Raw genomic sequence first — 13,418 nt, forward strand, 5'->3', positions numbered from 1 at the left:
AGATACACGATGCGCGGCGAACCGTCCATGCGCGCGCCCCTTGCACGCATCGAACGGCGATCTGGTTCACACCACGCCACCGGCCGCGTGGCCGCTGGCCCAGGCCCACTGGAAGTTGTAGCCGCCCAGCCAGCCGGTCACATCCAGCACCTCGCCGACGAAATGCAGGCCGGGTACGCGCTTGGATTCCATTGTCGAGGACGACACCTCAGCGGTATCCACGCCGCCCAGGGTGACTTCGGCGGTGCGATAGCCCTCGGTGCCGCTGGCCACCAGCGGGAACGCGCCCAGCAGCTGCGCGGCCTGGCGCAGCACCGGCTCGTCCAGCTGGCGCACAGGCCGGTCGGGCAGCCAGTGCTCGCACAGGCGCTGCGCCAGCCGCTTCGGCAGTACCTCGGCCAGCACCGTGCGCAGCTCGGCGGCCGGGCGCTCGCGCTTCATCTGGCGCAGCCACTCGCCGGCATCCTGGCCGGGCAGCAGGTCCAGCTCCAGCGCATCGCCGGGTTGCCAGAACGAGGAGATCTGCAGGATCGCCGGGCCGCTCACGCCGCGATGGGTCAGCAGCATGAAGTTCTGGAAGCTCTTGCCGTTGCAGCGCGCCTCGATCGGCAGGGCGACACCACTCAGATCAGCCAGCCGTTCCTGGTGCTTGCCGCTGAGCGTCAGCGGCACCAGCCCGGCGCGGGTCGGCAGCACCTGATGGCCGAACTGGCGGGCAATCTCGTAGCCAAAGCCGGTGGCGCCCATGCTCGGAATCGACAGGCCGCCGGTGGCAACCACCAGCGAGGCGCAGTGGAACAGGCCCTGCGTGGTGTGCACGCGGAACCCGTCGCTGCCGTGCTCGATGCGCTGCACGCTGCATTCGGTGCGGATCTGGGCACCGGCCGCCTGGCATTCGTCCACCAGCATCTTCACGATCTGCTTGGACGAGATGTCGCAGAACAGCTGGCCCAGCTCCTTTTCGTGATAGGCGATGCCGTGCTTGCTGACCAGCTCGATGAAGTGCCAGGGCGTGTAGCGCGCCAGCGCCGATTTGCAGAAGTGCGGGTTGGCCGACAGGAAGTTGGCCGGGGTGGTGCCGGTGTTGGTGAAGTTGCAGCGGCCACCGCCGGACATCAGGATCTTCTTGCCGACCTTGTTGGCATGGTCGATCACCTGCACCTGGCGGCCGCGCTGGCCAGCCGTGATCGCGGTCATCAGCCCGGCCGCGCCGGCGCCGATGACCACCACGTCGCAACGGATCGTGCTCATGCCTTGGCGCGCTTGCGCCAGTTCGGGACCACGTCGAGCTGCATCTGATCGTTGAGCAGCTGCACTTCACCGTCCTGGATCAGCACGCTCCAGCGCATCGCGCGCTGGATCTGCTGGCCCCACAGTTCGACGAAGGCACCATCGAGGTCAACCACCGACAGGTTGTCGAAGCGCGCCAGGCCCTTGCCCTGCTTGCCCCACCAGATTTCCGAGGCGTTGCCGCCGTAATTGACCACCTGCACCTGTCGACTGCGGTTGCTGGCCTTGCGGATGCGGGATTCGTCGGGATGGCCCAGGTCGATCCATTGCAGGATGTCGCCTGTGTAGTCGTGTTCCCACAGGTCCGGCTCATCGTCGGTACTCAGGCCGCGGCCGAATTCCAGGCGGTCGCCGGCGTTCAGCGCGAAGGCGAGCAGGCGCACCATCAATCGTTCGTCGGTCTCGGACGGGTGCTGGGCCAAGGTCAGGTTGTGGGTCGCGTAGTAGCCGCGATCCATGTCGCTGATCTGCAGTTCGGCCTTGCGGATGGTGGCGGTAAGAGCCATGGGGGATCCGTGGACTAAAGACGTCAATGATAGAGGTTTGCTCCAAGGGTGTCCGTTGCCGGGCTGTCTGCGCAGCGTCAACGGTGGCACTCTTGGCGCTCTTTCCCGTGGCCGGAATGGACGCCATGACCCTGCCCAGCCACCTGCAGCTGCCCCCCGGCCACTGGCCCAGCCTGCTCGATGGCCTGTGCGCGCGTTTCCCGCGCATCGGTCGCGCGCAATGGCAGGACCGCTTCGCCCGGGGCCGTGTGCAGGACGCGCAGGGCAGGGCACTGGCGCAAGACATGCCCTGGCAGGTGGGGCTTGAGATCCAGTACTTCCGCGAGGTTGCCGACGAGCCGGTGATTCCCTTCGCCGAGACCATCCTGCATCTGGATGCGCACCTGCTGGTGGCCGACAAGCCGCACTTCCTGCCGGTAACGCCGGCCGGTGGGTATGTGCGTGAAACCCTGCTGTCGCGCCTGGTCGCACGCACCGGCAACACCGAACTGGCGCCGTTGCACCGCCTGGACCGGCTGACCGCCGGCCTGGTGCTGTTCTCGACCCAGGCGGCCACGCGCGATGCCTATCAGCGGCTGTTCCGCGAGCGGCGCATCGAGAAGACCTATGAGGCGCTGGCACCGGCGCTGCCCGGGCTGGCGTTTCCGTTGCAGCGGGACAGCCGTCTGGTGCCGGGGGAGCCGTTCTTCCGCATGGCCGAAGTGCCGGGCGAGCCCAATGCGCGCAGCCTGATCGAGCCGATCGAGGCCGAAGGGCCGATCTGGCGCTACCGGCTGAAGCCGGAAACCGGTCGCAAGCACCAGCTGCGCGTGCATATGGCCGCGCTGGGCGCACCGATCGAGGGCGACGACCTTTACCCGCAGCTGCAGTCGCGGCCGGAGGGCAGCGCCGAGCCTGCACTGCAGCTGCTGGCACAGGTGCTGGCCTTCGATGATCCGCTGACCGGGGAACCGCGGCGGTTCAGCAGCCAGCGCCGCCTGTGCCGAATGGAGCAGGGCGGCTAGCGCGGGTCAGCGGGCCGGGCGCCGCGCCAGCCATCGGTCCAGCTCGGCGGCGAACAGCTGCCGGTCGCGCTGGCCCAGCGGCGGCGGGCCGCCGGTCTGGACCCCGGCGCCGCGCAGTTCTTCCATGAAATTGCGCATCGACAGCCGCTCGGCCATGTTGTTCGGCGTGTACAGCTGGCCGCGCGGGTTCAGCGCCACGGCCTTCTTCTCCAGCACCAGCGCGGCCAGCGGGATGTCCTGGGTGACGACCAGGTCTCCGGCAGCGACCCGTTCGACGATGGCGCTGTCGGCCACGTCCAGGCCCTGGGGCACTTGGATCGAACGCAGCCAGCGTGAGGGCGGGGTCCGGATCCACTGGTTGGCGACCAGGGTCAGCTCGATGCCAACGCGTTCAGCGGCACGGAACAGGATGTCGCGAATGACGGTGGGGCAGGCGTCCGCGTCCACCCAGATGCGGGGGAGGGCGGGTTCAGCTTGGGTTTCAGCTTCAGTCATTTACCCAGTGTAGGGTAGGAAAATCCTGAATGGGGACTCGGGGTTAGCCTCGATCGGCTGCCAGCCCTTGTCACGTCTAGCGGGCGGGGCCAGCCGATGAACGTCCGGGCTATCGCTTTTTGCAGAAAACACGCGTATCGTTCGTCCCACTGTGTTTGCTAGGGTCACCGTGAATCGTGGCCTGGTGCAGTTGATCTCACGATCCGCTCATCGATCCGCTTTACCAACGCCTGCAACTCAGTCTCGGCCCCGATACCCGGTGGCTGCGATTTTTTCAACATGTGTTTCAGGAGTTAGTCAAATGTCTGATCGTCAGACCGGCACCGTCAAGTGGTTCAACGACGCCAAGGGCTTCGGCTTCATCACCCCGGAAAGCGGCCCGGACCTGTTTGTGCACTTCCGTGCCATCCAGGGCACCGGCTTCAAGACCCTGCAGGAAGGCCAGAAGGTTACCTTCATCGCCGTCCAGGGCCAGAAGGGTATGCAGGCTGACCAGGTGCAGGCGGTCTAATCCGTCTGCTACCGTTTGGTAGCCAGAACGCCGGAAGCGAAAGCTTCCGGCGTTTTTTATTGCCTGCTGCTTTGTAGAGTCGAGATTGCTCGACTGTCTCTGGAAAGCAGTCGAGCACGCTCGACTCTACAAAGGGCATGCAGCTGGCGCGGTACGATGCAGGCCTCCCCAAGGATCATCCCCATGCGCATCGTCCACCACCTGGAAAACTCCCGTTCCCTGCGTGTGCTGTGGATGCTGGAGGAGCTGGGGCTGGACTACGAACTGCGCCGTTATCCCCGGGATCCGAAGACGCTGCTGGCACCGCCCGAACTGCGCAACGTGCATCCGCTGGGCAAGTCGCCGGTGCTGCAGGATGGCGAGCTGGTACTGGCCGAGTCCGGCGCGATCCTCGACTACCTCGCGGACCGCTACGACACCCAACGCCAGCTGTCGCCGTCACCGATGCCGGCCGATGGCGCCGAGCGCATCGCCTACCGCTACTGGCTGCACTACGCCGAAGGCTCGGCGATGCCGCCGCTGCTGCTGACCCTGGTGATGGGCCGCATCCGCAACGCGCCGATGCCGTTCTTCGCCCGCCCGATTGCGCGCAGCATCGCCGACAAGGCCGAGCGTGGCTTCATCGGCCCACAGCGGCGCCTGCACCTGGACTGGATGGAGCGCCGCCTGTCTGAAAGCCCATGGTTCGCCGGCGAACGCTTCAGTGCGGCCGACATCCAGATGAGCTTCCCGATCCAGGCGGCCGCCGCGCGCGGCGGTGGCCTCGACGACAAGCCGGCGCTGCGTGGCTTCCTCAAGCGTATCGGCGAGCGCCCGGCCTACCAGCGTGCCGAGGCCCACGGCGGTCATCTGCAGGCGCTCAGCGGCAATTGAGGCGGGCGGCGGTCGTCCCCATCTTCAGCACCATGGATACCGACAGCCCCCGTTTCGACAACCGCCTGCTGCACACCCTGCCGGGCGACCCCGAATCCGGCCCGCGCCGCCGCGAAGTGCTGGGCGCGGCCTGGTCGCCGGTGATGCCGACTCCAGTGACGGCGCCTACGCTGCTGGCTTGGGCGCCGGACGTCGCCGCGATGCTCGGCTTCGATACCGCTGAAGTCGAAAGCGAAGGCTTCGCGCGGGTGTTCGGCGGCAATGCGCTGTACGCCGGCATGCAGCCGTGGGCGGCCAATTACGGTGGCCATCAGTTCGGCCACTGGGCGGGCCAGCTCGGCGACGGCCGCGCGATCTCGCTGGGCGAACTGGTCGCACCGGATGGCCGTCATTGGGAACTGCAGCTGAAGGGTGCCGGTCCCACGCCGTATTCGCGGGGTGCTGATGGCCGCGCAGTGCTGCGCTCATCCATCCGTGAATTCCTGTGCAGCGAAGCGATGCATCACCTGAGCGTACCGACCACGCGCGCGCTGTCGCTGGTCGGCACCGGCGAAGACGTGGTACGCGACATGTTCTACGACGGCCACCCGCGTGCCGAGCCCGGCGCCATCGTGTGCCGGGTATCGCCCTCGTTCCTGCGCTTTGGTTCATTCGAACTGCCAGCGTCACGCGGCGAAACTGCCTTGTTGCGGCAGCTGGTCGACGCGTGCATCGCCCGCGACTTTCCGGAGCTCGAAGGGCAGGGTGAGGCGCTGTACGGCGACTGGTTCGCGCAGATCGCGGTGCGCACTGCCGAGATGATCGCGCACTGGATGCGCGTCGGTTTCGTGCATGGCGTGATGAACACCGACAACCTGTCCGTGCTCGGCCTCACGCTCGATTACGGTCCTTACGGCTGGGTCGAGGACTTCGACCCGGACTGGACGCCGAACACCACCGACGCGCAGGGCCGCCGTTATCGTTTCGGTACCCAGCCGCAGGTGGCGTACTGGAACCTGAGCCGGTTGGCGCAGGCGCTGTCGCCGTTGTTTGCCGATGTGGCGCAGCTGCAGGCCGGTCTGGCGGCCTACCAGTCCACCTTCGTGGCCTGCACCCGACGCGATGCCGCAGCCAAGCTGGGCCTGGCTGCCGCCGACGATGACGACCTGGGGCTCTACCAGCGCTGGCAGCAGCTGATGCAGGACGGTGCCATGGACATGACCCTGGCTTGGCGCGCACTGATGCGGATCGATCCGGCGGCACCGGATGCGGCGCTGCTGGACGCGGTGTACTACGACGAGGCGCGCCAGCAGGCGGTGCAGGCGCCGTTGCAGCAGTGGCTGCAGGACTACGCGGCGCGGTTGCAGGCCGATCCGCTGTCGGCCTTTGAGCGCACGGAGAAGATGGCCGCAGTCAATCCGCTGTACGTGCTGCGCAACTGGCTGGCGCAGGAGGCCATCGACCGTGCGGAGCAGGGTGACCTTGGCGGTGTTCATGCGTTGCAGGACGTACTGCGCGATCCATACACCGAGCGTGCCGGCCTGGAACACTTCGCCGGCAAGCGCCCGGCGTGGGCTGACAATCGCGCTGGTTGCTCGATGCTGTCCTGCAGTTCCTGAGGGTGGGTTTCGGCAGGGCTGCGCCCTGCACCTGCAGAGGCCACCGCGCAAGCAACGGCCAATGCCAAAGCGGCTCTGGATTGCTGATGGTCTGGCGGGGCGGTGTGGGACTGCAGGACACGCCGTAAACCCGTCCCTGGGGGCTCGATGGCGCCATCCATGGCGCCAACGGTCCTGCACTCCCACACCGCCCCACCTCCGACAGATTCCCGCGGCTGTTGGTAGGTGTCGACCTTGGTCGACACGGTGGATCCACGCCGTGCGTGGATGCTTTTCGTTCAATTCTCGAAATATTCGATTTCGATAGAGATTCATCCACGCATGGCGTGGATCTGCCACAGATCGCAGGAAACTGTCGAAGGCGGGGTGGGTCCGGTTGCGGGGGCGTGAGCCGCATGGATGCGGCGACCGAGCTTACATGGACGTACTTGCAGCGACCCCCGCAACCGGACCCACCCCGCCATCCCACAGAAAACCCGCTGTTGCCCTTGCTGTTGCCGTTGAGGTTGAGGTTGCCGGCCAGCGGCCGGCACTACCGCAGGCGCCGGGCGCAGCCCGGCCGAACACCCCCAACAGGCAGGCGGCGCTCGGAACAGGTACCCTATGCCGCCATCAGATAGCCAACGTGACATGACCGACGCCATCGTCGCTCCGCAGTGGGCCTCCCGCCTGCGCGACATCGCCGACTTCCCCAAGCCCGGCATCCTGTTCAAGGACATCATGCCGCTGCTCGCCCATGGCGAGGACTTCCGCGGTGCCATCACCGCGATGGCCGACCGTTGGCGCGACCAGAAGCTGGACGCGGTGATCGGTATCGAATCGCGTGGCTTCATCCTCGGCGCCGCGATGGCGCTGGAACTGGGCGTGGGCTTCGTGCCGGTGCGCAAGCCGGGCAAGCTGCCGGGACAGGTGCTGCGCGAGGAATACACGCTGGAATACCGCAGTGACTGCATCGAAGTGCACGCCGACGCCCTGCCGGCCGGGGCCCGCGTGGCGATCATCGACGACGTGCTGGCCACCGGCGGCACGCTGGTCGCTGCGCTGTCGCTGGTGCGCCGCCTGGGCGTTGACGTGGTCGGTGCCGGCGTACTGGTCGAACTGGACGGCCTGGGTGGTCGCGCCCGCTGGGAATCGGATCTGCCGCTGCACACCGAACTGGTGTTCTGATCGAAGGGCAGGTGCCAACCAAGGTTGGCATCTACCAGAGCGAATGGCCGGGAACCGGTAGTTGCCAACCTTGGTTGGCAGCGCTTTTCGCGATTGACGCCACGGATGGGCCAACCAAGGTTGGCCACTACCAGGTCAGATCATTGCCAACCGTGGTTGGCAACGCTGCTTCAATCACATCATCCGCACGCGGAAACGACGGCCCTTGATCTTGCCGGCTTCCAGTTTCGCCACGGCCTTGTTGGCCTGCTCGCGCGCGATCGCCACGTAGGAGCGGGTCGGGAAGATCGCGATCTTGCCGATGAACTTGCTCGACAGGCCGGCATCACCGGTCAGCGCACCGAGGATGTCGCCTGGGCGCAGCTTGTCGGTCTTGCCACCGTCGATCCGCAGCGTGCGCATCGCGGCCTGCGGCAGTTCGGCCGGGCGCGAGGTTGCCAGCGGCGTCTTCTGCCAGTCCAGCGGCTGCCCCATCTGCGCTTCGATGGCTTCGGCGCGGGTCTTCTCGCGGCCGGCCACCAGGCTGATCGCCAGGCCACTGGCACCGGCACGGCCGGTACGGCCGACGCGGTGCTGGTAGCTTTCCACGTCGGTCGGAAGCTCGTAATTGATCACTGCCGCCAGATCTTCCACGTCCAGGCCACGTGCGGCCACGTCGCTGGCCACCAGCACGTTGCAGCTGCGGTTGGCCAGCAGCAACAGCACTTCCTCGCGGTCGCGCTGTTCCATGTCGCCATGCAGGGCAAGCGCGGAGAAGCCGAACTGCTGCAGAGAGTTGGCTACTTCGTCCACGTCTTTGCGGGTGTTGCAGAACACCACCGCCGATTCCGGCGTGTACTTCAGCAGCAGGCCGGCCAGCGCCTTCTGGCGATGCGCCGGTTCCACCTCGCAGAACAGGTGGCGGATGGCCGGTGCCTGGTCGGCGCCTTCCACGGTCACTTCCACCGCATCGCGCAGCAGGTCACGCGCCATGGCGCGGATGCTGTCGGGGAAGGTGGCCGAGAACAGCAGGCTCTGGCGGTCCTTGTGGGTGCGGCCGGCGATCTCGCGGATCGGCTCCTCGAAGCCCATGTCGAGCATGCGGTCGGCCTCGTCCAGCACCAGCGTGCGCACCGCGCCAAGATTCAGCGCGCGCTTGCGTGCCAGCTCCTGCACGCGGCCGGGCGTGCCGACCACCACGTGCGGGTCATGGCCTTCCAGCGAGGCCAGCTGCGGGCCCAGCGGCACGCCGCCGACCAGCAGCAACAGCTTCAGGTTCGGGATGCCGGTGGCCAGCTTGCGGATCTGCTTGCCGACCTGGTCGGCCAGTTCGCGGGTCGGGCACAGCACCAGCGCCTGCACGCGGATCAGGCTGGGGTCGATGGACTGCAGCAGGCCCAGGCCGAAGGCGGCGGTCTTGCCGCTGCCGGTGGGTGCCTGTGCGATTACATCGCGGCCATCCAGGATGGCCGGCAGGCTCTGCGCCTGCACGGGGGTGAGGGTGGTATAGCCGAGGGCATCCAGGCCGGGCTGCAGGGCCGGGCTCAGCGGCAGGGTCGAGAAGTCAGTCATGGCGCATTGTACCTGCCCGCAAGGCCGGTCCCGCCCAATGGGGTGGGGACGGATCCCTTTCCGCAGGAAAGGGCTCTGACCTCGTCGGAGTCGTCATCCACGCACGGCGTGAATCTACTGGCAGGTGCCGACCCTGGTCGGCACGCTCCTGATCAGCCCAGCACCGCCAGCGCACCCTGGTGGATTGCCAGGCCGCCGAACAGCAGCCAGGCGAACAGGATCAGCGCCAGCAGCAGCGGCTTCAGGCCTGCCTGGCGCAGCGCCGAGACGTGGGTGGTCAGGCCCAGCGCCGCCATCGCCATCGCCAACAGCACCGTGTCCAGCTGCACCAGCCCGGCCTGCAGGCCGGCCGGCAGCAGATGCAGCGAGTTGAAACCGGCCACGGCCACGAAACCGAACGCGAACCACGGCACCACGATGCGCGCCTTGCTGCCATCTGCGCTGGCCTTGCCGCCACGGGCCAGCCACAGTGACAGCGCGATCAGGAACGGCGCCAGCAGCATCACCCGCACCATCTTGGTGATCACCGCCGTGTCAGCTGCCGCTTCGTTGACCGCACGGCCGGCCGCCACCACCTGTGCCACTTCGTGCACCGTCGCACCGGTGAACAGGCCGTACTGCCGCGCGTCCATTGCCAGCCAGCCGTGCGACTGCACCAGTGCATACAGCGCCGGGTACAGGAACATCGCCAGCGTGCCGAACACCACCACCGTCGAGACCGCGACGGTGACATGCACAGCGCGGCCACGCACCACCGGCTCGGCGGCCATCACCGCTGCCGCACCGCAGATCGCGCTGCCAGCGCCGATCAGCATGGCTGCCTCGCGCTCCATCTTGAACACGCGAACGCCCAGCCAGCAGGCCAGGCCGAAGGTACTGGCAACCACCAGCACGTCCATCAGCACGCCAGTGACGCCGACATGGCCGATGTCCTGGAAGGTCAGGCGCAACCCGTACAGCACGATGCCGGCGCGCAGCAGCCAGTGCTTGGAAAAGCCGACACCGGCCGCGCTGCCCGGTGCCAGCCGCGGGTAGAAGGTGTTGCCGACCACGATGCCGGCGACGATCGCCACGGTCAGCGCGCTCAAGCCGTGCGCCTGGAGCCACGGAAGCTCGGCCAGATACAGCGACGCCGCCGCGATCAGGCCTACCAGCACGAGGCCGGGCAGACGCGGCTGCCAGCGTTGGCGCAGGGCGGGCAGGGACCAGGGTGAGAGGGCAGGGGCATTCATGGCAGGGGCAGGGCTGGAGTGATGGGGCAAGCGTGCGCGTCTGTCGCTGACCTGTAAAACGAATAATATGGGTGAAACCTACCCATTAAGAAGGTAAGTGCCATGCGCCTGACCTTGCGCCAGCTGCAGGTTTTCGTCGCCATCGCCGACCATGGCAGCACCACCGCTGCCGGCCAGGCCATTGCGCTCTCGCAGTCGGCCAGCAGCGCCGCGCTGCAGGAGCTGGAGGCGCACTTCGGCACCCCGCTGTTCGACCGCATCGGCCGCCGCCTGGCGCTGAACGGGCATGGCCGCGCACTGCTGGAGCCGGCGCGCACCTTGCTGGTCAACGCCGCCGACCTGGAGCGTCAGCTGGCCGCCGGCGGCGACCCATCGCAGGGGGCACCGCTGCGGCTGGTGCTGGCCGCCAGTACCACCATCGGCAATTACCTGTTGCCGCCACGCATCGCCGAACTGCTGCGGCAGGCGCCGCAGGCCGAGGTCGACCTGCGCATCGACAACAGTGCCGGCGTGGTCGCTGCTGTGCAGCGCCTGGACGTGGACGCCGGTTTGATCGAAGGCCCGTGCCACGAACGCGGCCTGCAGGTGACTGCCTGGCAGCAGGACCCGCTGGTGATCGTGGCTGCCGCCGATGCCCCCGCCCGCTGGACGCTGGATGAACTTCGCGGCGCACGCTGGCTGCTGCGCGAGCCGGGCTCCGGCACCCGCGAAGCTGTCGAACAGGCGCTGCTGCCGCACCTGCGTGGCTTCGCCCAGACCCTGCAGCTGGGCAATACCGAAGCAATCAAGCAGGCCGCCATCGCCGGCCTCGGCCTGGCCTGTCTTTCGCGTCACGCGCTGGAAGAGCCATTGGCCCTGGGCCGGCTGCGCGTGCTCGAAACCCCGCTGCCGGCCCTGCAGCGCACGCTGTGGCTGGTACGGCATCCCGGCAAGCAGTGGCTGCCGGGGTTGCAGGCGCTGCTGGGGGACGTGGAATAAGCCATCAGATCCCCAGTCGATTCCAACCATCCCGCCATCCCACAGGAAACCAGCTTTTCACGTTGCCGTTGAAGTTGCCGGCCAGCGGCCGGCACTACTGCGGGTGGCGGGTGCAACCCGGCCGACGCCCCCAACCCGTACAATATCCGGATGCCTCTGATTACTCTGCAGAACGTCGACTTCAGCGTCGGCGGCCCGTTGTTGCTGGAAAAGGCCGAACTGTCGATCGAGCCGGGCGAACGCATCGCCCTGATCGGCCGCAACGGCGCCGGCAAATCCACCCTGCTCAAGCTGCTGTCCGGCGACCACAAGCCCGATGACGGCGAAGTCCGCGTGCAGCAGGGCGTGCGCGTCACCCGCCTGGAGCAGGAAGTGCCGCACGGCGCGGCCGGCTCGGTGTTCGAGGTCGTCGCCGACGGCCTTGGCGAGCTGGGCCAGTGGCTGGCCGAATTCCACCACCTCAGCCATGCCGAAGTCTTCGATGGCGAAGCCCTCGGCAACGTGCAGGCCAAGATCGATGCCGCCAACGGCTGGGGCCTGGACCAGCGCGTCAGCGAAACCCTGACCAAGCTCGACCTGGATGGCGAGGCCGAGTTCGGCCGCCTGTCCGGCGGCATGAAGCGCCGCGTGCTGCTCGCCCGCGCGCTGGTGTCCAGCCCGGACGTGCTGCTGCTGGACGAACCGACCAACCACCTGGACATCGAAGCCATCGACTGGCTCGAAGCGTTCCTGAAGGGCTGGAGCGGCAGCGTGGTGTTCGTCACCCATGACCGTCGCTTCCTGCGTGCCCTGGCCACCCGCATCGTCGAGATCGACCGCGGCCAGGTCACCAGCTGGCCAGGCGACTGGGCCAACTACGAGCGCCGCCGCGAGGAACGCCTCAATGCGCAGGCGCAGGAAAACGCCCGCTTCGACAAGCTGCTGGCGCAGGAAGAAGTCTGGATCCGGCAGGGCATCAAGGCCCGTCGCACCCGCGACGAAGGCCGCGTGCGCCGCCTGAAGGCGATGCGCGTGGAGCGTTCGCAGCGTCGCGACCTCAGCGGCAACGTCAAGATGGAAGCCGCACAGGGCGTCAGTTCCGGCAAGAAGGTCATCGATGTCAAGGACATTTCGTTCGCCTTCGGCGAGCGCACCATGGTCCGCGATTTCACCACCACCATCATGCGCGGCGACCGCATCGGTCTGATCGGTCCCAACGGCAGCGGCAAGACCACGCTGCTCAAGCTGCTGCTGGGCGAACTGCAGCCGGCCAAGGGCGAAGTCAACGCCGGCACCAACCTGCAGATCGCGTATTTCGACCAGTACCGCGCGGTGCTGCGCGAAGACTGGAGCGCGATCGAGAACGTCGCCGAAGGCCGCGATTTCCTCGAGTTCAACGGCAAGCGCAAGCACGTGCATGCCTATCTGCAGGACTTCATGTTCACCCCGGAACGCGCGCGTGCGCCGATTACCCGCCTGTCCGGTGGCGAGCGCAACCGCCTGCTGCTGGCCAAGCTGTTCGCGCAGCCGTCCAACCTGCTGGTGATGGACGAACCGACCAACGACCTGGACGTGGAAACCCTGGAGCTGCTGGAAGAGCTGCTGGGCGAGTACACCGGTACGCTGCTGCTGGTCAGCCACGACCGTGACTTCATCGACAACGTGGTGACCTCCACGCTGGTGATGGAAGGCGACGGCGTGATCGGCGAGTACGTAGGGGGCTACAGCGACTGGCAGCGTTATGCGGCCAGCATCGCAGCGCCTGCCGCGGCCCCTGCCGCCAAGCCGGCGGCCGCTGCGCCGGCCACCCCGGCTACCGCAGCTCCGGCCGCACCCAAGCGCAAGCTGGCCTACAAGGAAGCGCGCGAACTGGAGCAGCTGCCGAAGACCATCGAGAAGCTGGAAGGCGATGTCGAAGGCCTGACCTCGGCGATGAACGACCCGTCGTTCTACACCCGCAGCAGCGCCGAAGTGACCGCGCACACCCAGCAGCTGGCGAAGGTGCAGGCCGAGCTGGATGCCGCTTACGCGCGCTGGGAAGAGCTGGAAGGCTGAGTATCGGTCGGCGCCAGCAGTGCGCCGATTGATCGAGTCGGGAATCAGTAGATCCACGCCATGCGTGGATGGTGGCATCAGTGCGGACCAAGGTCCGCACCCACCGAAGCCGGTTACACCTCCGTACGGACCAACGGTCCGCACCTACCAATCAACGATCCGCACCCACCGGGGCCTGC

At 67.3% G+C, this 13,418-nt stretch carries 12 protein-coding genes; 7 read left to right on the forward strand and 5 right to left on the reverse strand.

The features are described 5' to 3' along the window. Positions 1-66: 66 nt before the first annotated feature. Complete coding sequence (locus Q9Q79_RS08570; RefSeq protein ID WP_005409262.1) at positions 67-1,251, reverse strand: NAD(P)/FAD-dependent oxidoreductase; 1,185 nt, start codon at positions 1,249-1,251, stop codon at positions 67-69. Further along, positions 1,248-1,796, reverse strand: coding sequence for a YaeQ family protein (locus tag Q9Q79_RS08575; RefSeq protein ID WP_005409263.1), 549 nt, complete (start codon positions 1,794-1,796; stop codon positions 1,248-1,250). The genes Q9Q79_RS08570 and Q9Q79_RS08575 overlap by 4 nt, the downstream gene beginning before the upstream one ends. Before the next feature lie 125 nt (positions 1,797-1,921). On the opposite strand from Q9Q79_RS08575, the gene Q9Q79_RS08580 reads away from it, so the two are divergent. Then, positions 1,922-2,800, forward strand: coding sequence for a pseudouridine synthase (locus tag Q9Q79_RS08580; protein ID WP_201863891.1), 879 nt, complete (start codon positions 1,922-1,924; stop codon positions 2,798-2,800). 6 nt (positions 2,801-2,806) lie between these two features. On the opposite strand, the gene Q9Q79_RS08585 is transcribed toward Q9Q79_RS08580, so the two are convergent. Further along, the gene (locus Q9Q79_RS08585) at positions 2,807-3,295 is read right to left on the reverse strand and encodes a YaiI/YqxD family protein (protein WP_024958678.1); all 489 of its coding nucleotides are present in this window, start codon (positions 3,293-3,295) and stop codon (positions 2,807-2,809) included. Positions 3,296-3,596: 301 nt separating this feature from the next. Here Q9Q79_RS08585 and Q9Q79_RS08590 point away from each other — a divergent pair, with 301 nt between their 5' ends. From Q9Q79_RS08590 to Q9Q79_RS08605, 4 genes are all read left to right on the forward strand, one after another. Continuing rightward, positions 3,597-3,806, forward strand: a complete 210-nt coding sequence (locus Q9Q79_RS08590; protein ID WP_004153307.1) for a cold-shock protein — start codon at positions 3,597-3,599, stop codon at positions 3,804-3,806. A 183-nt stretch (positions 3,807-3,989) separates the two neighbouring features. Then, the gene (locus Q9Q79_RS08595; protein WP_005409266.1) at positions 3,990-4,679 is read left to right on the forward strand and encodes a glutathione S-transferase; all 690 of its coding nucleotides are present in this window, start codon (positions 3,990-3,992) and stop codon (positions 4,677-4,679) included. Between the two features lie 32 nt (positions 4,680-4,711). After that, entirely contained in the window at positions 4,712-6,277 is a 1,566-nt protein-coding gene (locus tag Q9Q79_RS08600) for a protein adenylyltransferase SelO (protein WP_201863890.1), read from the forward strand. Between the two features lie 630 nt (positions 6,278-6,907). Then, positions 6,908-7,444 (forward strand): adenine phosphoribosyltransferase, encoded by a 537-nt coding sequence (locus Q9Q79_RS08605; RefSeq protein ID WP_087803547.1) that lies wholly within the window; start codon positions 6,908-6,910, stop codon positions 7,442-7,444. 174 nt (positions 7,445-7,618) lie between these two features. Here Q9Q79_RS08605 and dbpA read toward each other — a convergent pair whose 3' ends face one another. Next, the gene (gene dbpA / locus Q9Q79_RS08610; protein WP_005409269.1) at positions 7,619-8,995 is read right to left on the reverse strand and encodes an ATP-dependent RNA helicase DbpA; all 1,377 of its coding nucleotides are present in this window, start codon (positions 8,993-8,995) and stop codon (positions 7,619-7,621) included. 152 nt (positions 8,996-9,147) lie between these two features. Further along, entirely contained in the window at positions 9,148-10,227 is a 1,080-nt protein-coding gene (locus Q9Q79_RS08615; RefSeq protein ID WP_087803549.1) for a YeiH family protein, read from the reverse strand. 102 nt (positions 10,228-10,329) lie between these two features. Here Q9Q79_RS08615 and Q9Q79_RS08620 point away from each other — a divergent pair, with 102 nt between their 5' ends. Both Q9Q79_RS08620 and Q9Q79_RS08625 read left to right on the forward strand, forming a co-directional pair. Then, positions 10,330-11,205 carry a LysR family transcriptional regulator gene (locus Q9Q79_RS08620; RefSeq protein WP_049452625.1) on the forward strand — a complete coding sequence of 292 codons (876 nt, stop codon included), beginning with the start codon at positions 10,330-10,332 and terminating at the stop codon, positions 11,203-11,205. Positions 11,206-11,355: 150 nt separating this feature from the next. Then, positions 11,356-13,239, forward strand: coding sequence for an ATP-binding cassette domain-containing protein (locus Q9Q79_RS08625; protein ID WP_087803551.1), 1,884 nt, complete (start codon positions 11,356-11,358; stop codon positions 13,237-13,239). The last annotated feature ends 179 nt before the right edge of the window (positions 13,240-13,418 follow it).

Origin of the sequence: Stenotrophomonas sp. a6, from assembly GCF_030913325.1 — a bacterium.
Lineage (GTDB): Bacteria > Pseudomonadota > Gammaproteobacteria > Xanthomonadales > Xanthomonadaceae > Stenotrophomonas > Stenotrophomonas maltophilia.